19 protein-coding genes are annotated in these 24,435 nt (G+C 58.2%); 4 read left to right on the forward strand and 15 right to left on the reverse strand.

Translation table 11 applies throughout. From position 1 onward, the window contains the following. Window positions 1-158: 158 nt before the first annotated feature. The 4 genes from VGG64_00720 to VGG64_00735 form a co-directional block, all read right to left on the reverse strand. The gene (locus VGG64_00720; protein HEY1598092.1) at window positions 159-1,019 is read right to left on the reverse strand and encodes a hypothetical protein; all 861 of its coding nucleotides are present in this window, start codon (window positions 1,017-1,019) and stop codon (window positions 159-161) included. Window positions 1,020-1,384: 365 nt separating this feature from the next. Next, entirely contained in the window at window positions 1,385-2,161 is a 777-nt protein-coding gene (locus VGG64_00725) for a hypothetical protein (protein HEY1598093.1), read from the reverse strand. 1,343 nt (window positions 2,162-3,504) lie between these two features. Beyond that, a complete protein-coding gene (locus VGG64_00730) occupies window positions 3,505-4,152 on the reverse strand; it encodes a hypothetical protein (GenBank protein ID HEY1598094.1) in 648 nt (215 codons plus the stop codon). A gap of 508 nt (window positions 4,153-4,660) precedes the next feature. Beyond that, window positions 4,661-5,500: a hypothetical protein gene (locus tag VGG64_00735; GenBank protein HEY1598095.1), complete on the reverse strand. Its 840-nt coding sequence runs from the start codon at window positions 5,498-5,500 to the stop codon at window positions 4,661-4,663. A 194-nt stretch (window positions 5,501-5,694) separates the two neighbouring features. On the opposite strand from VGG64_00735, the gene VGG64_00740 reads away from it, so the two are divergent. Continuing rightward, a complete protein-coding gene (locus VGG64_00740; GenBank protein ID HEY1598096.1) occupies window positions 5,695-5,883 on the forward strand; it encodes a hypothetical protein in 189 nt (62 codons plus the stop codon). Between the two features lie 102 nt (window positions 5,884-5,985). On the opposite strand, the gene VGG64_00745 is transcribed toward VGG64_00740, so the two are convergent. The 8 genes from VGG64_00745 to VGG64_00780 all read right to left on the reverse strand — a co-directional run bounded on the left by VGG64_00745 (window position 5,986) and on the right by VGG64_00780 (window position 14,502). Further along, window positions 5,986-6,207: a DUF1653 domain-containing protein gene (locus VGG64_00745; GenBank protein HEY1598097.1), complete on the reverse strand. Its 222-nt coding sequence runs from the start codon at window positions 6,205-6,207 to the stop codon at window positions 5,986-5,988. Window positions 6,208-6,256: 49 nt separating this feature from the next. Then, on the reverse strand, window positions 6,257-6,616 hold the full coding sequence (locus VGG64_00750; protein ID HEY1598098.1) for a cupin domain-containing protein: 360 nt from the start codon (window positions 6,614-6,616) through the stop codon (window positions 6,257-6,259). Between the two features lie 2 nt (window positions 6,617-6,618). Next, window positions 6,619-7,557 (reverse strand): RluA family pseudouridine synthase, encoded by a 939-nt coding sequence (locus VGG64_00755; protein ID HEY1598099.1) that lies wholly within the window; start codon window positions 7,555-7,557, stop codon window positions 6,619-6,621. A gap of 58 nt (window positions 7,558-7,615) precedes the next feature. Beyond that, complete coding sequence (gene dinB, locus VGG64_00760) at window positions 7,616-8,791, reverse strand: DNA polymerase IV (protein ID HEY1598100.1); 1,176 nt, start codon at window positions 8,789-8,791, stop codon at window positions 7,616-7,618. 160 nt (window positions 8,792-8,951) lie between these two features. Beyond that, the gene (locus tag VGG64_00765) at window positions 8,952-10,031 is read right to left on the reverse strand and encodes a DUF6687 family protein (protein ID HEY1598101.1); all 1,080 of its coding nucleotides are present in this window, start codon (window positions 10,029-10,031) and stop codon (window positions 8,952-8,954) included. Between the two features lie 631 nt (window positions 10,032-10,662). Further along, window positions 10,663-11,982, reverse strand: coding sequence for a hypothetical protein (locus tag VGG64_00770; protein HEY1598102.1), 1,320 nt, complete (start codon window positions 11,980-11,982; stop codon window positions 10,663-10,665). Between the two features lie 11 nt (window positions 11,983-11,993). Continuing rightward, window positions 11,994-13,130, reverse strand: a complete 1,137-nt coding sequence (locus VGG64_00775) for a hypothetical protein (GenBank protein ID HEY1598103.1) — start codon at window positions 13,128-13,130, stop codon at window positions 11,994-11,996. A 361-nt stretch (window positions 13,131-13,491) separates the two neighbouring features. Next, window positions 13,492-14,502, reverse strand: coding sequence for a hypothetical protein (locus VGG64_00780; GenBank protein ID HEY1598104.1), 1,011 nt, complete (start codon window positions 14,500-14,502; stop codon window positions 13,492-13,494). Window positions 14,503-15,688: 1,186 nt separating this feature from the next. Here VGG64_00780 and VGG64_00785 point away from each other — a divergent pair. Further along, window positions 15,689-18,610, forward strand: a complete 2,922-nt coding sequence (locus VGG64_00785; protein ID HEY1598105.1) for a hypothetical protein — start codon at window positions 15,689-15,691, stop codon at window positions 18,608-18,610. A 125-nt stretch (window positions 18,611-18,735) separates the two neighbouring features. On the opposite strand, the gene VGG64_00790 is transcribed toward VGG64_00785, so the two are convergent. Both VGG64_00790 and VGG64_00795 read right to left on the reverse strand, forming a co-directional pair. Next, window positions 18,736-19,065, reverse strand: coding sequence for a hypothetical protein (locus tag VGG64_00790; GenBank protein ID HEY1598106.1), 330 nt, complete (start codon window positions 19,063-19,065; stop codon window positions 18,736-18,738). A 310-nt stretch (window positions 19,066-19,375) separates the two neighbouring features. Further along, a complete protein-coding gene (locus VGG64_00795) occupies window positions 19,376-20,821 on the reverse strand; it encodes a DUF1501 domain-containing protein (GenBank protein ID HEY1598107.1) in 1,446 nt (481 codons plus the stop codon). Between the two features lie 386 nt (window positions 20,822-21,207). Here VGG64_00795 and VGG64_00800 point away from each other — a divergent pair, with 386 nt between their 5' ends. Next, window positions 21,208-22,404: a GAF domain-containing sensor histidine kinase gene (locus VGG64_00800; GenBank protein ID HEY1598108.1), complete on the forward strand. Its 1,197-nt coding sequence runs from the start codon at window positions 21,208-21,210 to the stop codon at window positions 22,402-22,404. 112 nt (window positions 22,405-22,516) lie between these two features. After that, entirely contained in the window at window positions 22,517-23,896 is a 1,380-nt protein-coding gene (locus VGG64_00805; GenBank protein HEY1598109.1) for a neutral/alkaline non-lysosomal ceramidase N-terminal domain-containing protein, read from the forward strand. Window positions 23,897-23,906: 10 nt separating this feature from the next. Here VGG64_00805 and VGG64_00810 read toward each other — a convergent pair whose 3' ends face one another. Next, on the reverse strand, window positions 23,907-24,302 hold the full coding sequence (locus tag VGG64_00810) for a YciI family protein (protein HEY1598110.1): 396 nt from the start codon (window positions 24,300-24,302) through the stop codon (window positions 23,907-23,909). Window positions 24,303-24,435: the final 133 nt, after the last annotated feature.

Below are 24,435 nucleotides of genomic sequence, written 5' to 3' on the forward strand. Positions count from 1 at the left end.
CCTTGCAAATGCCGCGCGTGATTGCCGGCTCGGACAAAGGCAAGCGCGCTGTTGCTAACCCTGCAACAGCTGAAAAACCCAGTCACCGGGCGAGAACGAATTCATGCCGTTGGGCAATTCCTTCGCCACGGCATTCGCAGCATAGCCGCGCCAGAATCTCAACCAAGGTTAGCCGTGTGGGAGGTCTGGTGGTGCGAAGCGGTACGCGCCATGTGGCCCTCTGCGCCTGCCGCGCGCCGCGGGATGAGTGAACCGGTCTCGCCAGAATGCGAAGGGGCCTGTGAAGTACGCAGCTCCCAGCGAATGCCCTCGCCGCTGCCGTCGCCCATGAAACGCAACAAATCTTGTCGCTGCTTGCGATTGAGAGCTTGGATCGTATCGTGCAGACGACGCCTGGGATCGAGGTCAGAAACGGGCGGAAGCGGATCATCGATGCGCGGGGGCCAGCCCTCCTCTTCGAACGCGGTCAGGATCGTCTCCTGATTGGGCGCGGGCAGCTTGAACTCTTTGACGACGCGATCGCCCACGCGAATCTGACGGCGCTGATCGTCCCATTTCGGTTGAAAGGTTGCTGTCTCGACACGCCCGCTGTCAATGCGCGGCGGATCGGGAAACGGAATCACGGGATGAGTGCCGCCGCACGTGTCTCGCGCCACGGCAATTCCCGAGGTGGTGGCAATAAAGCACGTGCGATCCACGAATGCCGGCGCGCCCGACTGACGGAAGGTGCGCGCCTCGTCTTCGACGTCCGTCGTCTCGTAAGCGTGATGGACGTAACCCACCGTGCAAAGCCAACGGATATCGCTGTTGCTGAGCTTCGCGGCGCGGAGCACTTCCAGTTCCACGGCGAAAGTCCAGGGGTCCTGACCGAGTTCCTCGGCGTACTCATGGGCCTCGAGCAGCAGGGACAAGGCCTCGCGCAGTTGGGGGCGCGACACGGGGTTGCGGCGCAGCAAGATAGCCGTTGTTGCGCCGGGATTCGTTTCAGATGGCGAAAAACTCGCCGCTTTGGATGTCATGGTTTGCCGCGGGATAGTCACCGTGGTGCGTCCTGCGCTCCGTTTGCGTCTGCATTGGTTACACCGTGTCATAGGCCGCCTGTGAAAGCTGCGGAACACCCTCACAAAGAGAGCATTCGGCCGGCTATCGGCGGCGTATTCGACGGACGTCGCGGGCATGACGACGAGGGCGGGCAACGCAAGCGGGGCTGTGCGAACCGACAAACACACCAATCGCTCGCCGAGCGATGCAATCGAGTGCGTCAGTCTCGCGGTAGTAGTCTTACTGGTTAGTCGTACTGCAATGTACAGGCAGTCTGGTGGCAGTCTGGTGGACGATGGCGACGGGCATGTCGCCAAGTGTGGGTAGAAATCGGGCGGGGGATTTAGCAGTCGCGACACTGTCGAGAATTCGGGACTAATTCCCAGCGAATTCCCTTGCCACTTCCGTCGCCAAAAAATCGCAACAGCGAGCACTTTTGGTTACGGTTCAGTGAATTAATCGTGTCGTGCAACCGGCGTTTAGGATCTTGATCCGGCTGTGGCGGCAATGGATCGTCAATGCGTGGGGGCCAGTTTTCCTCTTCGAACGCCGCCAGAATTGTTTCTTGATTGGCGGCGGGCACCTTGAACTGCTTGACGATCTGGTCGCCGACCCGCAGTTCCAGACGATCGCGATCCCAAGTGGGATGATGCGTTCCGTTGGACGAGTCGAAACGCAAGTGTTTACGAGACAATGGGACCGCCGCCGTAGGCGCAGTCAGTGGCTTCTCGCCGATCGCGGTCTCGTGGGCCAAAGCAAGACCTTGCTCGCTGAGCACGAAACAGGTCTTGTTCGACAGGACCAAGTGGTCGCTTTGGCGAAATGATCGCTGTCGGTCGCCAGGCACGGTCGTCTCACGAGCATGATCGACTAGCTGCTTGCCGACCAGCCAGCGAAAATCGCTGTTCGTCAGACCAAGGTCTCGCAGGCTATGCTGTTCGACCGCGAACTGCCAAGGGCTCTCGCCCAGGTCGCTCGCGTAATCCAACGACTCAAGCAACAAGACCAACGCCCCGCAAACCCTCGGCGGCATCCGCTTGATGGGCGTAATCGTGGTAGCTTGCCGCCTACTCGGCTCGTCCTGCGCTTCCGTGATTTTCGGCTCGCGCGGAGTTTCCATCGCTGTGCTCCGGTATGTACATCATGTTGTGCGATTCCTGTTGGGACTTGTGCATGACGATGCGAAGATCATCTGAACGTGCGATGGTCAATCTTGACCGCGAATTGGCATTCGATTTGATCGAAGATTCCCTGCCTGAAGCGCGATTCCCACTGCTTCGACTACCTCTAGGTCGCAATACAGTCGGCCGCAAAACCTCATTCGCGTGGCGGCTCCCATGACGCCGGCCGACAATCCTCCTTACGTCGAAAGTTGTCAATTCAATAGCTGCCAACACCTCCCGTAGTTGCGACGACGTGCTTTGCCAACTCTCGGACACGTTTCCTTAAAGCGGTGAGCACTGTGCAATCCCCAACAACACTTCGCACAGGCACGTTACGCTACGAACTCTGTTCCTCGCTGATCGACACTACTACGCAATATCGGTCAACCCAAGCGGCCCACGGTGATGGCCGCCTGGTCGCATCCGGAATATATGACGCAGATCGTCGGTACTCGCGACTTGCTCGAAGCTTGCCCCCGAACGTCAACGGCTCGCCGGCAAAAGAAAAACCGGTCGATGTGACAATGAGAGAGCGTCGGACAGTCGCCGCAATGACTTCAAGAACGCAATAGCTTCTCGACCCCTGTGCGGCATTCCGTCGCCCGCTATTAAAGAGGCTTTCCCAAGAAAGCCAAGAAACGCAGGTCGACGCTAACAAATTGGTAAGGTGCGGTCAAGCAATAGGTCCCGCAAATTGCCAGAACAACAAGTCTTTTTTATTCTCGCCAAATTAAGCCCCCTTCATGCGGTCGTGTCCACATGACTATGTCGCTCACAACGCCTCAACGAAGTCGTCACTCTGACATACGACGTGTCACGTGGCAGGTTTATTTCGGTCTGTTGTTCAATACCCCGTACGTGGGCAACGATGCATCGGATGTATCAAGAGTTGTATGAGGATTTGGTGTTGGACGCTTAAATCATTATCAGGCAAGGCTTACGCAACTCTGCGTACAGAGTGAGTCGTCACGGGAAGGCCGTTTGTGCGGCGGTCCGGCCGGGCCGGCGTAGGCAGGCACCCCGATCCACAATGCGCCCACAAGAAATAGATTAGGGTGAAACTGCTAGGGGCAAAACGACCCGTTTCACATGGACGAATGTCCACACGCTGGATGCCGCATGAATGCCACACAGCGAAAAAAAATCTCGCTAACTGTTTTTCAGCAGAGCACAGCCACGTGGGGGGCATAGGCCCGATCGCGCATCGGCGCCTATCGCGAGGCGCGTAGCGGGCGCGTCACCGCGCGAGTCCACTCTCGTGGGCAATCGTCGGCACAATCACTGCGCGGACCTACAACGGCTACTTGCCGAAATCTACTACCTGCCAGTTGGGGCTGGCGAAGATCTGAAAGCCGCTAAAGCTACCGTTTCCGCCGTAGACGCCCTGGCTGTTGTACCAATCGATCCCAATTTCGCAGACGGCGCTCCCCTGTACGAGCAAGCGGGCCTCGACCCACACTTTCGACGCGTGCGCAGGGATCTGTTGTGGGACGTCATTCCAGAGCTGCGTCGCATAGGTTGGATGGTTGGTGGGCTTGGTGATCAAGTAGTCCGCTGCCCAACCATCGGCGACGACTCCGGGAATCTCGTCAATCAGCGTCGTATTGTCGGCGGCGTTGTAGCGGATCGTCCAGTCGCCGGCGGCCGTGGGCTGCTTGCCTGCGCCTGTTCCGTAGTCGCTGTTGTTGACCAATACTGTCTTGCCGTTCACCAGCGCATAGACGCGCAGGTAGTCGACATACACGGTGGCCGCCGCCGGATTGTACAAGTCGTTCAGTGCATAGAACCAGCACGATGCATATCCATAACTGCGCGGCGGGGTCGAGCTGACGACCACGCCTTTTTCCGGCGGCCAGATTCCGGGTTGCAGCTTGATTGGGTAGCTCGGCTGTCCACGAGCCGCCACAAACAACGCAAGACACGCGATAAAAAGAATCGCTCGCTTCATCGTACCCTCCTTGTGTGACTGGTTCCCCGTCGATACGTCACTCAATCCGTTGGCGCGCTTTTGCTCGTTCTCCCGAGGGGTGATGCGATGGGGCGTGCGGGTCGCACGGCCGGCCATGGCGAATGAGAAAAATTTGCCAGTTTGCAGTTGTCGCGGCCGGCTGCCCCAGACTGCGCGTGGGGTGAATGCAGGACCCACGCGGCCTTTGGGCGAGATACTGGCTTCACGCCAGTGACATGCCCAGACACCTCGCCCCCAACGGTGCATCCGATCGTGTAGTGTGTCGCGTCCATGACGCAACCCAACCTAACGAACACACGCGAAAAGTCTCAAGGCCAGTTTTGGCCGGTCCGTCTACTGATTGGAAGCAAAGTCTTGGCTGGCGTGACTTTATGGGGCGAATACACGGGCGCAATGTGTTTACATCAGGCGGCTTGAAAGTGCGTGAAAAGCGCCGCCGAGAAGAAGTTCGTGGCAAGCCCATTCGAGGCGAGCGCGTGTCGTTCATTCACTTTCCGAAGGTAACGACCTGCCATGATGGTGCGGCAAAGACCTGAAAACCGCTGTACCCGCCGTTGGCGATGTACCCCTTGGGCCCGTACCAGTCGAAGCCAAGATGCGCCATGCCCGAGCCGCTCACGAGCAGCCTCACTTCGGCCCACACCTGGGTTGCTCCGGTAGGGACACGACCTGGCTTGGCGTTCCAGATTTGCGTGGCATAGTCGGGATGCAACGACGGTATGGTTGTGAAATAATCGGTTCCCCACTCATCAGCCACGACGCCCGGAATCTCGATCGTCGGATCGGTCATGTCCGAGCGCGGCGTCCAGTTGCCCGAGGCCGCCCGGCGCTTGCCAGCAGCCTGACCGTAGTCGTCGTTGTTGATCAGCACCGACCGGCCGTTGACGCGGGCGTACATACGCAGGTAATCGACCTGCACCTTGGCCGGCTCGGGATTGAAAACGTCGTTCTCAATAAACAAGTAGGCGGTTACCGACGTGGCACCCGGCGGCGGCAAGGGACGTGGAATCTCTGGCAACTCTGGAGGCCAAATTCCTGGCTGCTGACGGATGGGGTAGGGCGTCGTCGGTTGGATCGCGCGGCTCGCAACGTCAACTGCGCTTCCGTCTGAGCTTGCTACTCGATTCTCGTCTTCATTGCTGCGGACGCCCCGGGGCTCATCGTGGGGCACACGCTCGCTGCTCTCGGGCGCCGGCAGGACCGCTTGTTGAAGAGGGTCGACATGCTGTGACTGTGCGTACCACAACGACGTTGCGACAACGATTAACAGAATCGTTCCGAATCGTGATAGGAACCGGCGACCACTGTGCTTCGAGACTTCGATCATGAGCGCTATTGTACTCTGGATAAAAACGTCGCAGAATCATCGGCCGCACTTGACCGATCAATTGTCTGCGGGTGGTCCCTGGCATGGTGCAGAACAACTGTTAATCTAGGCAGCCAATTCGGCATCACCGGCAATAGTTTCGGCGACGCGGGCTAATTACGTACGTATTCGTAGATTTCAAGGAAGGTACTGCCATGGCTTTTTCTGCCAAGATCGAGGGAGACGAACTGGTGATCCGGCTGCCAATGAACGAGAAGCCCGAGCGCTCGGCCAGTGGAAAAACGCTGGTCGTGGCGTCGACCCACGGCAACAAGGAGACCGACTGCGTCGTGCAGGGCAAAAAGGTCATTTTGGGAATTAACGCCTACATTCCCATTAAGTAGCGGGCGGATCGAGTCACCGTCGCCCGATCACGGGTTCTGCAAAGGCGGCGCGCGAAAAATCGGCACAGGGTCGATGCGCCTGGTCAGGCCCAGGTCAGTTATCTAGGGCTGACTGCTGAGGAATTCAAATCGTGGCTTGAGCTGGCCATCGACTTCGATCGTTTCCAGAAACATTTGCCACGGTCGCACCCACAGACCGTGATCGCCGTACTCCTGGCGATAAACGACGAGTTCTTCCAGCGTCTCGCTGTGTCGCGCGAGGCCGAGCACCGTATACTCGCGTCCCTTGTAGTGCCGGTAGCGTCCTGGTGGAACTGCGCTCATCGGAGTGACATCTCTCAGAAATGGCTTGTTACGGTTCCGACGAGCCCAATCAAATCTTCGGGAGGTCGCGTACCGTGCGCTCGCTTTGAATATTGCCGGTGTTCAGCGTCGATGCAGGCTCGAACAGCAGGACGTGAGCTTCCACATCTGCCACGGGCCGATGTTCGACGCCACACGGCACGATCAGGAACTCACCTTCTTCGACCCACACTGCTTGGTTTCTATATTCCATGCGAAATCGTCCTTGGACAACGAGAAATAGCTCGTCTTCGTGGTCGTGATGATGCCAGACGAATTCGCCGAGCAACTTCACCAACTTGACGTGCTGCCCGTTCAGTTCTCCGACAATCTTGGGGCTCCAATGATCGGAGAACTGCGAGAGCTTTTCGTGGATATTGATTTTGTCCATGGTCAAAGGTATTCGCTGCGTCGGCTCTGGGCGTTTTTGGGCGATGCTTCCACGTGCCTCTGTGTTCTGGGAACAAGCGTGCGAATCACAGCGGGCAATGGCGACTCACAGCGCATGTGTTGGCCGCTGATCGGATGCGCGAAGGCTAGCGAAACGGCGTGCAATGCCAGCCGATCGCACGGATCGGCTGTGGCACCATAGCGTCTGTCTCCCGCGACGGGGCAACCGAGCCCCGCCATATGAACGCGAATCTGATGTTTGCGTCCGGTGGCCAAGCGGACCTCCACGAGGGAGTACGGGTCCTTGCTACGCAACAGACGATAATGGGTCCGCGCCAAGCGACTGCCAGGCGACTCGTGATCGTTGCTGAATACTTGCAGAGCGGTGGTCTCGGTCAGGTAGGTAGCAATCGTGCCCTGAGCCGGATCGGGCAATCCTATGACAACGGCCTGGTAAAGCTTCTCGACGGCCGGCCAGTCGTCCTGCAGGCGGCTGCGCACCGACTCGCTTTTGGCAAACAGCACCAGGCCCGACGTCTCTTGATCGAGTCGATGCACGACATGCGCACGGGCGGCGCCGCGAGGCCTGTGCAAATAACTGTTCAGCCGGCAGTAAAGCGTATCGGACTTTTCGCTCGCGGTGGCGACGGTTAGCAAGCCTGCCGGTTTGTCGAGCACGACGATCGCCTCGTCTTCGAAAACGATCTGTATGCGAGCCCGTTTCAGGTCGCCGGCCGCGACTGCCGATTGCAGATTGCTGACGACCACGTCGTCGCCGGGCTTCAAAGGGTGATCGAACTGGCACACCGCAGCGCCGTTGACGGCCACCGCACCCACCTTGAGCAGGTTCTTAATGTCTTTGCGCTTCATTTCCAGCGAGGAAAGCAAGCACGCAAGTAGCGGTTCTGGCTGTTGGGCGGTAAACCGGCGGAGGATTGTCACGGGTTGGCACGCACTTCTGTAAATCTTCTTGAGCGGTGTTCGTCGACTCTCTATCCGTCTACCGATCACGCCGCGGGAGTCGCGCCCCTCGTCGAATCGCTTCCCCGCCAAATCGCTCGTGAATAGCGTCGGAGACAACATCGAGTTGACCGTGCTTGCGATGTTCCTCATCGCCAAACAGTTGCTGCTGCGATTTGTTGTCGACCTGCAATCCACTAACGCCCACGCCTAGCAACCGCACCGGCAAGCAGTCGGCCAGGACCCGACCGCTGAGCAGCTCGGCGGCCGCCTGCCACAGTTCTTGGGTGACGTTCGTCGGACGCACCAGTGTACGCGCGCGGGTGATTGTGTGAAAGTCCGTCGAGCGCACCTTGATGTTTACCGTTCGGCCGCTTAATTGGTGCCGGCGCAAACGGCGCGCCACCTGTTCGGTCAGCTCCAACAGCCAGTCTCTCAACGTCTCGGGTTCTGCGATGTCCACGGCGAAGGTCGTCTCGTGCGAGATGGATTGTGCTTCTCGATCCGGGATCACCTTGCGATCGTCGATTCCGTGAGCCAGGTTCCAGAGCCTCGCGCCGACGCGACCACACAATTGCTCCAAGGCCGATTCCGAAAGCGCGCGTAGCTGGGCAATGGTCTTAATTCCCAATCGCTGAAAGGTGACACTCGTTACACGTCCGACACCCCACAATCGGCCAATCGGCAGCGGATCGAGAAACTGCTGCGCCGATTCGGCCGCCACGACGACAAAACCGTTGGGCTTTTGCAAATCGCTGGCAATCTTCGCCAGAAACTTATTGGGTGCAACGCCAACGGACGCCACCAGACGAACTTCGCCGAGAATGTCCGCTCGGATCTTGCGGCCTATTGCTTCGGCTGTGCCGAACAGATGTTCGCTCCCGGTCACGTCCAGAAATGCCTCATCCAGTGACAGCGGCTCGACCAGCGGCGTGTAACGTTCGAAGATGGCGCGGATCTGCCGCGATATCGCGGCGTAGTCGTTCATCCGCGGCGGCAAGACGACGGCCTGGGGGCATAGCCTGCGCGCCGTCGCCGAGGCCATCGCACTGTGCACGCCAAAACGCCGTGCCTCGTAGTTCGCCGCGGCCACTACGCCGCGCTGCTCGGGCGTGCCACCGACGATGACCGGGCGGCCGACCAGGCGAGGATTGTCGCGCTCCTCTACCGAAGCATAGAAAGCGTCCATGTCGACATGCAGAATCATTGGCCTCAACTCGCATTGTCGTACAGTATGCCAGGCCCGTAGTCGGACCGTCGCGCACTGTAGTTACCAGATCGGCAAACGTCGTTGCCCGGATCACGGCCCCGCACATGATACCATTCGCACGGGCATATATGCTGGCTAGAAACCGATTAGCGGGCTACGGTCGTTGTTACTCGAATGTGAACGCCGGGAGCAGTGTCTTGGCCACGACGGCGGGATCAAGTCGACTTGCCACAGCCGTGCCATCTTTGTCGAGCACTCTTGCGACCACAGGATACTGGCTTTGGATGAGTGAGTTGAACATGAACGCTCCGGCGCAGGTCGTCCAGTTCCTGGCCCCTTGTTCGGCGTCGTTGAGTTGTTGAATCGCGTGATTGAAAGCTGGCATGTCCAGGTCGTAGCTCTCCATGCCATCGCGATAGTTCATGCCCGGAATGGCCCAGCGATCGCTGATTTCGGCCCACAGGTAACCGGGAAACCACACGTCGTGGTGCCAACCACGGGCGGCCTCGACCGAAACGAGGCATACGCGCTCGCCGTCCCATTTCGCCCGTGCCTGCGGCCACAACAACGCTTTGCGAGAAATCTGCTCGTTGAACTTGGGAATATAGATCGCCCGGTCAAGCTCTTGGCCGACGACCGTGCCGGGAATCACATAGTGAGCGAATCGAGTGCCGAGCTCCATACGGCGGATGGCATGCTCCTCGACCAGACGAACACCGTCTCGTAACGGATCGAGCGAGCGTTCGATCTCGGCGCTGTCAGGATCCGCCTGAGCGATGATCGCGGGGATCCGCCGGAAGGCTTCTTCATAAATCGATTGAACCGATCGGCTTTCGCTGGTCCCTCGATTCATGAGACGCGTCAATCCTTGAAAGAGCCGTTGGGCCGGCGGTTCTCCCCACGCCCAGAAATCTCCCATCTCGGCAGCCTGGACGATCGTGCTTCGGTGGCTTAGTGCATCGCCGCTATGTACCAGCGCATAGACCGCCAACATACCGTCGACGTCGAGGTGATTGTTGACTGCCAACGTCCAGCGAACCTGCACGGGATCGTCGAGAAATCGAAAGCAGATCTCGGTCGACGTGTCTGCCCGGTAACGAGCGAGCGTGCGATTGGGTCGCCAATGGCTTAAATCCAGGTCTTTGTCTTCACGAAAGGCGCGACCACCGCTGCCGTCGCAATAAATGATGTGTTCGACGGCCGGCGGCGGAGTGTCGTGGTCCAGAATCAGGAAATTTTCGATCATAGATCGCTTCCGGCGACGAAGGTACTAAGCAGCCATTCGGAGATGTCCACAGGGCAGCAGTGTGGAATCTCTGACCGTATAATAAATCTCCTTAATTGTTTCGCATTACCAACATCATAGCGGCGCATCGTCAGTTCGATGCTAGAATCCGGCATGCCTCACTTGCGCTCTCGTATTCGACGTATCGAATTCGGCTTGCTGTTCCGGCGGCGTTGGTTTCCGGCATCCGCAGCTGGTCACCGCTGATTGTTGTATGGATTGGGCTCGCGACTCCTCTTCGCGCTCAGGACGTGATTTCCTTTTTGAACGCCTGAGGGAGCGCCGGCACAGGGAACGGCCAATTCTCAGGGCCCGATGGCATCGCTGTCGGCCCCAATGGAACTGTTTACGTGACTGCTCCGAAGGGAGGCGTCGGAAGTGGCACTAGCGTGCCAGAGCCGTCGACGCTCGCCCAGGCAATGTTGGCGAGCGCGCTGATGGCGCTGCGCCGGTCCGCAGAGCGTGCGCGGCACAAAAGCCCGACCGCGACTCAGCTCTATAGATATAGATCTAGCGCCATTTCTTGCTCGGCGGCCATTCGCGAATCATTGTATTACAAATGATGAGGCAGTCCGCTATGTCGCCCTGGAATCTAGCGGCACTCGGCGTTCAAGACCTCTTCGACGACGGCGTCTTCGCCTTCGACGATCCAACGATAGGCTCTCTGCAATTGATCGGGCCAGGTGATGCCATCGAAGGTGTGAATGGCGTTTTCGTAAAGATGCCGGTGCAGCGCGGGATCCCTGCGCAGCCGACTGTAGGCTTCGAGCACCTGATGCGGCAGGGGATCCACGAGCAGGCAGTTCTCTCCGTCCTTCAACGCCCACGCGGTGTAGCGGTCGCGTCGCGCAATAGGAATCGAACCGCACGTCATGGCTTGTAGGGGAATATACGAGGGATGTGGCGTGAACATGAAGCTGATCACGTTGCCGCATGAACGATACATCTCGCCCGTGGCGCGATAGTCCATGTAGGGCAGGAACTGTCCCCGCAGGCCCGACTTGGCATAAGACTTGGGATGGCCGGCCACAAAGGCCTCGTTGTCGGCAAAGGTTGACTGGATCATGTTCAGGCCGTGCATGCCCAGACTGAAACCGTTTCGCGGTACCTCGGGTCGGCCGTAGAAGAACGTGCGCCGCAAGTCGGGCAGTTCGCCTCCGTCGCGCGGATAGAAGACGTCATGGTCGATTCCCGGCTGAAAAGCGTAGCCGGTCATGGCGTGATTGGCCATCACGGCGTCGCGCAGCCCTGGCGTATTGAAAAGACCTAGGAAACCGAAATCGTACGTTAGGTCAGCCAACGCCGAGTCTACACTACCGGGGTAAAACTGCGGCTCGTAATCCTGAATCAGGTAGTGCTTCGACTTGGTGCGATGATATTGCAAGAGGATGTACGCCGTGTTCCAGAGCGTGGCCACTGCCATGTCACTTTCCGGGAACTCTTCCGGTCGCAGCGGCTTGGTGTAATGGTTCAGGACGACCTTCAAACGCGGCTCGGTGCCCAGGGCCTGGAAGATTTCCGTCCGGATCTGCTCCGCGGACTGATGTACGTGGCCGTTGAAGATATAGATGATGCTCTCTGCGCCGCGGCGGGCGAATTCGTGCGCAAATCGTAGAATCGTATTCGGGCCGCCGTTATGAACGCTGATGAAGTCGGGCATCACCCACAACACGCGCTTGGGCGGCTGGGGATTGCGCAACCAGGCCGCATTCATCTCCTTCGTAATGGCGATGTGCTCGGCCACGTCGGGCTTCTTCTCCATGGCCCACAAGATGTCGGTCGGAAAATACGAACTATTGACCGGCGGCGCGACACTGCTTGCCAGGTAATGGATCGACTTCTTGATCGCTTCCTTGATGCCGAATTGCTGCTGGTAGTTCTGGAACTTTCGCAGGTTTTCGATTGCCCTCATGACGCTCCCTTTCAATAGCATGCGCTTGACGCTGCCAACCGGACATCCTGTCGGTTCGGCTGATGTTTCGTACGAATTCTTTGATCGTCGTAAGCCCGCAATCTGATCTTCAAGGCGCGGCCTTGGCCGTTCAGCGATCGCCATCTTCTGGAGTTCGGGTCGAGGTCGAGGGGGCAGGTTGCCTGTGTTCGCCGGGGCTGGGGTGGGACGGCTTCTGTTGCCGCTTGCCGCAAGGCTGTGTTTTCGTTCTGCAGCAGGGCTGCTGTCTGCTGGGCTGCATCGCGCTCTTGTCGACGCAATTCTCGAGTCTTGCGGAGTATCGCCTCTCGCGCCTCGCTGTCGGCCAGCAGTCGCCGAAAATTCTCGGCGTCGTGCATTCCTGGCGGCAAATGCGCCAATGCCTCGAACGCCCATTGGGCCGGATCGTCGATCGTGGATGCTTCATGATGGCGGCACGAGGCGTCGTAAGCCTCGGCCAGTGCTGTATCCGACCACAAAAGTCCGCACAACTCGGCTGCCTGTCGTGCTTGCAGACTGTATATCTGCGGCTCAAATTGCACAACTGCCGCCGGGCCGGACCATTGGTCCAAGATGTCCTTCATGCGGCGAAAGTGTATGGCCGACACTTGCAGTGCCTGGGCGTAGTCGCGTTCTCCTTGCGAGCGGCGGAACAGGCTCATGGCAATCTCGTGCGGCCCGCGAATCAAAAAGAGCGGCACGACCCGCAACGCAGGCAGGCCTTCGAACACGCGCTGCCAGAAGGGCCACACTTGTACGGTTCGCGGATCCTTGAATCCACAGATTGTGCCCGATTGCATCAGTCGATCGACAACGCCGCGGCCGCGGGCGATTGCTTCGTCGGAAATAGAGTCTTCTGAATTCCAACGTCCGTCTCGATCACAATAACGCCGGAAAGTATCGGGATCGTCGGGCAGGTCCCCTTCGAACCCGAACTGCTTTAATTGAAATTCGCGATTCAGCAGCACAAAGGGTTGGGCTTCGAAGTGGCCATACTTGTTTGAGTCGTTGGCTTCGCCCAGTTCAAAGGGTCCCAACGACATGCCCAAATGTTGAAACAACCGAGCCGTGAGGCTCGATCCGCAACGGTGCATGCTGAGGATGACGACGAGCGTCTTTTCCTGACTCATTGTAGCCCACCCTGGCTGCGCAATCCCACGTATATTTGCCCCTCTCGAATCCTTCGTGCGCTGCGCTGGAACGTGCGAAATCGTCGCCGTCGACCGGCCGCGATTCCCGTAATCCGCGTGTCCCGCAGGGAGGAAGGATGGGCTTTCGCCCAAATGTTGTCAACATGGAATCCGCCGTTCGTCGATGGATGGAATGATCCCGCCTGATCGCCGGACGCCAGCCTTGGTGGACGAGCGTCTGCGGCTCGTCGTTCGGGCGCGCGGTCGCGGGCGCTAGCCTGGACGCCGGACGATACGGTATGCCGTCCGGGCTTAGTGGCAGTGCTAGCATCCGCTTGCGTCGGTGCTTGCGAAAAGATGTCTAACGAACGGTGCCTGGCGCGGAAATCAACCAGGGGCTTGAGGGCTGGCCGACATTCTCGGTATAAACTTGCTGGTCCATGCCCACCATCGCCACGGTGGTGACTCCGGCGCCGCTATTGATTGCAGCAAGTCCTTTGCCGGCACCAACCTGGGTCAGTGTCCAGCCATGCCAACCGTTACTCGACGATTCGGTCCACACCTGGCCATCGGCGCCGATGGCAAAGACTTGCAATGGACCTTGCGCGATGGCGACCGATGGCGTCGCGATTTGCTGCACGGTGCCTGGTTGCGTCAGCGACCAGCCGCTCCAACCGCCGCTGCTGAGGGCGTTTTCGAACCAAACCTGGTTATCCATGCCGATCGCGAAAACGTGCGAGGCGCCCGTGCTGTCCATCAGCGCGCTGATCTGCTTCACCGCCCCTTGTTGCGTCAGCGACCAGCTGTCCCAGCTATTGCCGTTGGCGGTTTCGCTCCACACCTGATTATCCGCGCCGACAATGAACACCTGAGAGGGTTCGTTGGGATAAACCGATGTCTGCGTGCTAATGCTTTGGGCGATGCCAGGCTGTGTGAAAGTCCAGGCGCTCCATGAACCATCGCTGAGCAATCGTTCAAACCAGACCTGATTGTCCATGCCCAACGCGTAGATATTTAGCTGTCCTGCGGCGTCTCGCTGTAGCGTAATCTGCTGCACGGCGCCGGCTTGCGTAGGTGTCCAGGTGGACCAGGCCGTGCCATTGTAAGTCTCGGTCCATACGCCGCCATCAGCGCCAATGGCGAAGACCTGGTGCTCGCCAGCGACCGTAAGGATGGCGACTGAGGACCTATCCGTATCCGGTGAGCCGACGAATGCTGGCGCGCCGGGATTGGCGCCTGAGGAGGTCGTGCTGGCGGTTAATAGCCGCCGGTCTTCCAACGACTCGATGCCGAGCCGACGGTGCCGTTGCGATTTTGTGGTCTTCCGCCCCTTGCTCGCAGAACCGAATGGCCAGCCTATGATCCTACGCATGGAAACATCCTATCCTAGCGTTGTACTGGATGACGATTGTCGATCGAGCCCGACCCGGCTGCGAACTGCACGGAGTGCGTCCCTGTTCGCTTTTGATGCGGGATCGATTTCTCTGTTTACTTCCAGCGGTAACCGTGCCGTGATGCGGCGTAAGAATTGAGCCGTGGCATACGCACGCACATGGCGCTCGTATACCACGGATGGAGACCATGTTCAGAATTTCAACATCAGACCGAAGTCCTGCGACCGCAGACCAGAATTGGCCTCGACCGCCAATACCCTCTCAGAACTAATTTGATCTGCTAACTATCAACGCGCGAGTCCAAGGCCCTGTCGTTGGCGCCGACCGTTGGGGGCGTGATCTTCCGCATCTTTCCCCCGCGTGGGAAGATCAATGTAATGACGACTCGGCAAGTTCCGTGCTGGCATGCATGCGCTGGCATCCTTTCTTGTGCCCCCCAGAGTGGCAAGGACGAGCCGCGCACGTCCTCGGTGCTGCCACCGAACGACGAAAGCTCTTGGTTATTGCGCGGGACGAACCCGTAGCGTCATCGCGGCGCCGGGAATTTGAGGACTATCTGGCGACCCTGGACGCGACGGCCCCGCGGCGAAACCTGTCCTGCGAAATTGCGAGTTTTCAAATATTTTGACCGCAGCCAACAGCCGCGCTGTCGTTATGCCTTGACCGCAAACAGAAGGTTCCGCAAGTCTTTGTGAAGTGCTAGAGATTCGCTTAACCGGAAGGCGCGGACCCTGCGCACCTGGCCGCTTGCGCGATACCTGATTGCGAGTTGTCCCGCGCGCGATCCCACGATTGTTCATCTGCGCGAAAGCTATGATTCAGTACGTCCGGAAATGGTTAGTTCTCACAATTGCCCGCCGCGTTCGCCGAGGACTTTCTCTTTTGGCGACAAACTCTTCTTGATGTCGTTCGCAGAAGAATGGTATGGCGCACCGCGCATTTCCCAATGACGACTTTCAGACGGTGTGGATTCTCCGGTGGGCAGCACATAGCGAAGGTCGAACTGATCGGCGGACCTGATACTTGTCTTCTTTATTGAGCTGGGCTAGAGTCGTGATTACCTGCCCAGCACGTCATTTTTTGGCGGGAAGCGCTCGGACGATGTGGGCTTAATCCGTCACGATTCGGCTCGCTCTTTCAAGATTCAGCAAGCGGAGATCTGCCATGCGCGGTGCACGTGTTTTGTGTTCCTTGGCCGTGTCACTCTGCTTGTCCATTGTCGTGCGCGTGGTCGCGGCTGACACGCAATCCGGGAAGGTTGGCGAGTCCGACACGGTGTGGATAACTGCCGCCGAGCCGGACACGACAATTCCTAACTTCGGTTGCAAGCTGCTAGTCCGAGAGGTCCTGCGTCAGGCAGTCTTGATTGCGGCACGCGACGAACCCGGTCTGTCGACGCATGACATGGCCCTGCGCGAAACCATGCCGGCCGATGGCGAGGTTGGTAAGAACGTACTCGATGTCTCGACAACGGAGTCCATCGGCCAATTCGTACGTCTCCGGGTGCGAGGTGGTCCGAGAAAAGAGACGGCACTGTTGTATGAAAAGCAAATTCCCGTGAGGCTCATCCAGCGTCAGGCGCTCGACTATTCCACGCTGATCGTCGCGGTCGAAGAACTGTCCCGCACTGAGCTCGCGGAGGCCTTGCGAAAGACTAGGTTGAAAGGACAGCCGCCTGCCCAGAAAAACAACGTGACGATTACGCCCGAGATCCGCAAACAGCTTGCGGAAATGAACTACTTCTCACAGTTTGCCGCTTTACGCGAGCTTCATGCACTGGAACGTGACCAAGGACAGTCCGCGGCAACACTCGGGGGATTGGTTTGTGCCTATGCCAACCTCGGCCAGATGTGCAGCTTCCACTGGAACGCCTCATCTAAGGCGTTACAAGCCAGATCCCTGTTATATGCCCAGCGTTTGGTGGAACTCGACTCTGCTAGTCCCGCGTCCTTACGTCATCGAGCGTATGCAAAAGCGTTTGCCGGTTTACATGCCGCCGCGATCGAAGACTTGCAGGCCGCACGCGACGCGGACAAGAAGTTCAACGCAAATCCTGCAACGATGGCGCAAACTACCTGGGAGCCATTGATAAGCGCTTTATGCAATTTCGACTACGGCGCCGCGGAAAAGCTAGCGACAGGTGACCAGGATGAATTGGCGACCATGGTGACATTCATGATCGTGCAACACTCTGCCTGCGTTCCGCTGGTCATGTCTGCCGGAGACCGAGCCTTAAACGTCATACCCGAATGCTATTGGATTTTCGACCTTTTGGACTTTCTTGGGGGCGTGAGCTTGAAGCACGTCACGACCGTGCATGGTCCTAAGGTTTTGCAAGAAACCGTATCCCAGCGGTTGCGATTGATACCGCGGTTGCCTAAGGGCATTGAAAAAGAGCTCAATGACGCAGCACCAGACAATCCCGATCAAGATATTGATCCCGCTTGGTCCGCTGGGGTCCGTCGTCCGGCGCTTGTTCGCGCCCTGGTCAAAGCAGGCATGACAGCCGAAGACAAGGGTGAACCGTCCTGGGAATTCCTGGGGCGCATGCTGGAGGACGTTTCTCTTGTGCACGTTTATCGTCGACTATCGTTCTTTCATGCCAACCTTGCATTACCTCTAGAGAATTACCAAGCTCAACTTCCATTGGCATATAAGGTGGTCACGGACCATCCCTATGCGCCCGTCTTGAAGTATGCCGTCGTGGACCCCCAATACTACGCCGCAGAAATTCAAGAGCGGTTCTCCAACCTAAGGATCGTCGACGCAGATATTTCAAGCCGCCCGCTGGCAGCTCTTTCCTGGTACGGGCTACCAGATACTGAGACCGTTGGGCACCTGCTTTGGAAGGTTATTCAACGACATGCCGATGACGTTTCTCGTGATCTTGAGTTGCTCGCAGAAGTGAATGATACGCCGGGTGTGGTGTTCTATCACCGGCTGCGCGCGGTGAGTCCCAAATCTCCGATTGGCGCAGCTTTTTTTATTAGCGAGTTGGATGATTTTGACGAAAAGCGCTATCAAAGCATCGAGCAAGAATTCGGCGACCATCCGATCGTTCTGAGGAACTTGGGAGAATCGTATACGCGATTCATGAAATATGACGAAGCCGAGCGCGTCCTCAAGGAGTACGTCAAGCGATGGCCTGACATCAAGGGAAATCGCCGTTTAGCCGACGTGTATTTGAAACAGAAAAAATACGACGAATGGAAAAATGCTCTCGATGAGTCTCTCAAATTTGATGATGCTGGCCTCGAACACGCCCAGGTTCGAGTCGAGATCGCTAAATATCTCATGGAGCATGACCGCCTTGATGATGCAATCCCATACGCCGACGACGCGGCTCGTACCGGGGCGGGTTGGGCGTTGCTTGTCGCAGCGGATGTCCACGAAGCCGCTGGCGATTTGGATCGAGCAGGTGAATTGATGCGCGCAAACTCCGAGCGCTATATGACTGATCGATACAAGTGGTTCTTTTGGTGTCGCAAAACCGGCCATGGCGATGAAAAAAAGGCGCAAGATCTAGTGATGACGCAGGTCGACGATATGAAATCGAGCACTCTGCCTGCGGATCTGGACTTACTGGGCGACATATACGTAATGCTCGGACAGCAAGACTTGGCCCGCAAAGCCTGTCAATCCGCATTGGAAGCAGGCGGCTCGGACTTTGTGCTTGACGGTATTCATGCGATTATCTTGGCGGATGCCGCCAATCATGCCGACGCGAGAGACGTCTTACTTGATACGACCGTCCAACGCATTCCTCGTAACTTTCCCACCGAACTTGGCTTCGTCATGTGGCTAAAGAAAGTGTACGGTCCGGCCCCGGATGCGAAGACCGACGATGCGGCGCTAGAGAAACTTATCGATCGCGCCGACGAAGAATCTGCCGAAAGACTCATCCTCAGCTATTATGCTGCGCGTCACTATCAGCATCGCGGCCGCAGCGATCACGCACAAAGGTACGTGCAGCGTTGCCTGAAGGAACCTTATTCCGTGAGAGGCAATACCGCATTCGCCATGGCAGGGGCGCTCGCCCGAGAGTTAGAAGCGAAGGACGTTAAAGCGAAGAATATCGCCAATTAAGAAAGCGACCGGGGCTACGGTAATCCTCTGCCGTTTTCTCGGCAATGGATCGACTACAAAACGGCATTTAATGGCCGAGCCCTTTCAGCGTAAGCGAGTCGGGTCCCGCCGCAAGCCTTCTTTGTCTATCCTGTAAATCGCCCCAATAGGACAATCGACGAGAGGGCCAGCACAATCCCAATCACCTCTTGCCAGCGCAGGGTCTCGTGCAACACGACCACACCGATCCCCGCCATCAGGATTACCATCGTCGATGCGTACACAACGCCGAGCGTCGCGAATTGCATTCTCCGCATTACCACGACCCATCCAAACGCCGTGCATGCGTACATGCTAAAGCCTAGCGCGAACCAGACAGTCAACAGCGGGGAGGAGTGGTCGCTGGCCCGCTTCAGAAAATAGTCGGCCGTCGCTGAGAAGAGACATATTCCGATCGTGATCAAAACCGCGTTCATACGTTAAAAGCCATTTCCTTAACCGGCGATGTGTCTGCTGCGCTTGGCGTTTGATCGTGAATTCGCCCAACGATCGCACGATGCTTGATCACGGTCAATTCGTATAGGGAGGCGCCGGGCGAGCGACTTCTTCCCTGGAGGAGTCTGCCTCTCAGCACGCATCCTCGACAGATCGGATCTGAGGTCGCAAGCAAGGTGGATGGGTGCGGCAATTGCTGGCGCAATGCAGCAAAGTCAGAACGGGTAGATTCTGCAGCTGGAACGGGGCCGAGACCTCCTTAGGTACGGTTGTTCGATCCCGTCTGCTCGGTCACGCAAACAACGAGCGCAGCGGTTGACCATCGGCGATGCGCCAGGGCCGGCCCGTTAGATCGTGTACTTCCGTCGCAGGATCGATGCCGAAGCGCCAATAGATCGTCGCAGCCAGATCGGCCGGAGTGACCGGATCGCGCGCCGGAAAGGCGCCGGTTTTATCGCTCGCTCCAAAAACAGCGCCCCCCGTTACACCGCCTCCTGCCATGAGCACGGTATAGCAGTCGGGCCAGTGATCGCGGCCGCCATTTTTGTTGATCGTGGGCGTTCGACCAAACTCGCCCATCGCCACGACCAATGTCGTATCGAGTAAACCGCGTTCCTCGAGATCCTCAAGCAGCGCCGCCAGCGATCGATCCGCCGCAGGCAACAGGAAATCCTTGTGTTGCGCGAAGTTTTGATGGTGCGCGTCCCAGTTCTGTCCCTGCTGTCGAAAATCAAACACATTGACAAACGGCACACCGGCTTCGACCAATCGTCGTGCCAACAATAGATTCTGGCCGCGCATGTGGCGTGCGAATCCCATTTCCGCGCCGTTTCCGCCACCGCCGCCAGACCCTACGGCGACAGCAGCGATGTCATAGCCGTACCGGTCGCGCATTTGCGTCGATTCACTTGAAAGGTCAAGCGCTGCGCGTAGAGACTCGCTGCCCAGCAGCTGATAGGCCTTCTCGCTAGCGAGCTGCCAGTGCCTCAGCGGCGAAGTTATGGCAGCGGTTCGTAGGGGTGTTTGCAGTGAGGCCAGCAACTCGCGTCGATCGGAAAGGCGTTGCTCCGACTCGCCTGCGGGAATCGCCAGCGCACCGGCGCTATAAACGCGGCGTTCAGGATCGACGGTCACTTGCAGCGGGTCGTACGCGGCGCCGAGAAATCCGCCTCCTTGGCACGGAACGTCCACCACGTTGTGGAAGACATAAGGAAGCGCGGCGTGCGGAACGTCGAGACGCAGGTGACGCCGCAAATAGCTCAGTGATGCACCGTAACAAGGAAACACTTGTTTGATCGGCGCGAATTCCTCTCGATCTCCGGTCGGCGCTTGGCGGCCGGTCAGGGCCTCGGTCGATGCCGAATCATGCAGCCGATTCTGATGGTGCATGCTGCGAACAAGCGCCACTTTGTGCATCAACCGCGCCATCTTCGGCAAATGCTCAGACACGAAAAGGCCAGGCACCGAAGTCGAAACCGGCTTGAATTCGCCGCGCACCTCGGCCGGTGCATCCGGCTTCAGGTCATACGTGTCTAAATGGCTCGGACCGCCATAATAGAACACAACGATGCAAGCCTTGAGCGGCGGAAGCCCTGCGGGCTCGATCGACCGCGCCTGGGCGCGGGATTCCAGCAACCCCGCCAAGCCTAACCCGAAGCCACCAACGCCCATTCTTAGCAATGAGCGGCGCGACAGCTCTTCGATCGGCCAGGAGTTTCTTCGCACGTAGGACGTCATGTTTCGATCACTTATCCACCTTGATAGCCGACAGCAGCGTGAAATCCGCCGCGAGCCGCGCAGCAGGCAAATCGTTTGCACAATTGTAGCAAGCAGGCCACGCCGACTCTATGCGGCAGAGCACAGACACGGACGATCGGGACCGCGTCCGACCCCAATCGACGTGGCACCAATAAGATAAATCTCTGCCGAGATGCCCCCCGCACGGTGGCTCCCGTTCCTCGTCCCGGTGCCGGATCAGGTGCGGCCCGTCTCGAAGGCGTCGCGCGCTGCCGCAGGTTGCGATAGCGAGAGCTATGAACTTGCAATCAGCGATTCGCGCGGCCAAGATCAGGGACGCTGGCGCAGTCGCGATCTGACGGCAATTCTCTTAGGTGGGGTGCCTCATGGCGGGTGCAGCGACGATGAAGCAGGAGCAGCTAGACGCCCTGTTGATTGTGCAAGCGCAGGTTCTGGAGACGCTCTCTGGCGAAGCCACTCTCAAGGAGATGCTCGAAGCGTTCGCCAAGACCATCGAACGGCAGTCGGGCGACATGCTATGTTCGATCCTGCTCTTGGAGGGCAACACGCTCCGTCATGGTGCGGCCCCCAGCCTTCCAGATGAGTACAGCCGCGCCATCGATGGCGCGATGATCGGTCCGGCGGCCGGCTCCTGCGGCACGGCCGCCTTTACCAAGAAGACGGTTATCGTAGCAGACATCGCTCAGGATCATCTTTGGGTCGACTACCGAGATTTGGCCCTCAGCCACGGGCTTCAGGCGTGCTGGTCGACCCCGATCATAGGCGATAGCGGCGACGTGCTCGGAACGTTCGCCATGTACTATCGAACTCCGCGGCAGCCGAACGAGCGTGAGCAACGGCTCATGACGATTTGGACCAACGTCGCTGCGCTAGCCATCAGACGAAAGCAGGTCGAGGACGCGCTCAGGGCTGAGCAGCGTTATTTACTGCACCTCTTCAGAGCGCAGGAGTACGAACGCAAGATCACGGCTTACGAAATCCACGACGGCATAGCGCAATATGCGGCTGCGGCCATCATGCACTTGGACAGTCATCGACACACACTCGTTCAACGGGCGCCCAAGGCGGATCTTGACATGGTCGAGCATCTATTGCGCAAAACACTTGAAGAGAGTCGTCGCCTCATCGATGGTCTCAGACCGCCGGCTCTGGACGAGTTGGGTGTGGTTGCGGCGATCGAGCATCTGGTCCAGGCTCCATCGGCGAACGGTCCGCTCTGCACGTTTGAACACGGTGCTGATTTTGAACGTCTAACGCCTGCATTGGAGGTGGCAATTTTTCGAATCGTTCAGGAAGCCGTCACGAACGCCACGAAACATAGTGGTAGCGCGAATGTAGAGATCGTTTTGCGCCGAGAAGCGGATCATGTTCACCTGCATGTGCGAGATTGGGGCACGGGCTTCAAGGCAACGTCGATCTCGGAAAGCGGGCTCGGCCTGCTAGGTATCCGCGAGCGCGTGCGGCTGTTGGGCGGCACCGTTGCCATCGACAGCGAACCCGGCAAGGGGACGACCGTTTCTGTAGATTTGCCAATCGTTCCCCTTCCGAGCGATGGGATCTGAACTGCGACGCCATCCGTGCCGCAAAGCCCGTTCAAGGCAATGCCGCCCGAGGTCCTGCTGGTCCGGATATCGATCGAGTTTTCGGCACTTCCACGCGGCTATAATGACGGACATGAACCGATTGCACTCGACACTACTTGCTCTGCCGCTCTTGCTCGTCGTTGGACCATTGCCTGGAATGGCCGAAGGGGGTAGCCCATCATGGAAGGCCGGCATCGCCAAGGCCATTATCACGCCGGACAAGCCTGTCTGGCTCGCGGGGTATGGAAGCAAACGTCCGCCCGATGGAAAATTGCACGACTTGTGGATGAAGGCCCTGGCGCTGGAGGATGATGCAGGTCGAAGAGTCGTGCTGGTGACCAGCGATTTCCAGGGAGTCCCCAAAAGCATGAGCGATCCGGTGTTCGCTCGATTGCGAGACAAATTCGGACTCGAGCGACACCAGGTACTACTTACCTTCTCGCACAATCACTGCGGCCCACGACTAGGTGATGATCTGGTCGACTACTATCCGGTTGAGGCGGAGCAAGTGGAACTCGTCAACCAGTACACCGCGCAAATGATTGACCGCATGGTGGCAATGGTCGGCGAAGCGCTGGGCAAGCTCGCACCAGCCCGTCTGCAGACTGGACAGGGCAGGGCAACCTTTGCCGTCAACCGGCGGAACAACCCCGAGGCCGAGGTGCCGGCATTGATGGCAGCGGGAAAACCCCTTGCCGGCCCGGTTGATCATTCCGTTCCCGTGATGACCGTCACGCGGCCTGACGGCCGGATCGACGCCATTCTCTTTGGCTACGCTTGTCATCCGACCACGCTCAATTTTTTCACCTGGTGCGGCGACTATCCAGGCTTTGCACAGCTGGAATTGGAAGCGTGCCACGCGGGCGCCACTGCATTGTTTGTCAACACCTGTGGCGGCGATCAGAATCCTTTACCGCGCCGCAGCGTTGAGCTGTGCCAGCGCTACGGGCACATGCTCGCCGCGGGCGTCGAAGATGTCCTGCGGCAGCCGCTCGCGCCCGTATCGCCGGGATTGCGCACCGCGTTCGCGTACGTCGAGCTTCCCTATGCGAAGGTCGCGTCGCGCGACGAGCTATTCGAGGCTCGTCAAGGCGATAACGCCATACGCGCACGTTGGGCCGCGCGGATGCTCGACAAGCTCGAGCGCGGGGAAACGTTTCCGGCATCGTATCCGTATCCTTTGCACGCCTGGCAATTGGGCAAAGAGATGCTCGTCGTCGGCATGGGTGCGGAAACGGTCGTGGACTATGCTTTGCGGTTCAAGAAGGAATTTGGTCCCGGTACATGGGTTTGCGGATATGCCGACGATATGATCGCGTACATTCCTTCGCGGCGCGTTTGGGAGGAAGGTGGTTACGAAGGCGGGTCGAACCTTTACGAATACGGTCGTCCGGCCTTGCGCTGGTCGGGCTACATCGAAGATCGCATCGCTGAGACAGTGCGCACGCTGGTGCAGCAAGTACGCGAATGAAGTCGTCCGTTCACGCCTCCTTGGCGACTGCCGCACTGCGCTCGGCAATCAGGCGATTGATCGCTTCATTGGCCGGCCGGATTTCGAAAGGCCCCATTTTCACGCCTGGATGTTTCGACATCAACGAGATCGCATGGTTCAGGTCGCGGGCTTCTAGCAGCAGAATGCCGCCGAGCGTTTCCTTGGTTTCCGCGTACGGACCATCGGTAGCTTCGATCTTGCCATACTTCATTTGCAGCGTGACCGCGTTACGGGCGGAATCGAGCGCTTCTCCTCCCAGAAAATGACCTCCTCGCCGCAGTTCATCGTCGTAGGTAAAGCATTCTTCCATCATCCTCTGCGCGTCTTGCTGGGGAATCTCTGCGAACTTCGACTCATCAATAAATCCTAAGCAGACGTATTTCACGGCGACTCCTCGTTAAATGATTGTCGTTCTTGCTCGGCCTTACCGCTGCCAAGTTTTCATCCTGTAGTCGAATGGGCCAAGCTGTAATCGACATTGCGCGCGGAATTTGGAGTTTTTGTGAGGACAAATGGGT

Source organism: Pirellulales bacterium (assembly GCA_036490175.1).
Classification (GTDB): domain Bacteria; phylum Planctomycetota; class Planctomycetia; order Pirellulales; family JACPPG01; genus JACPPG01.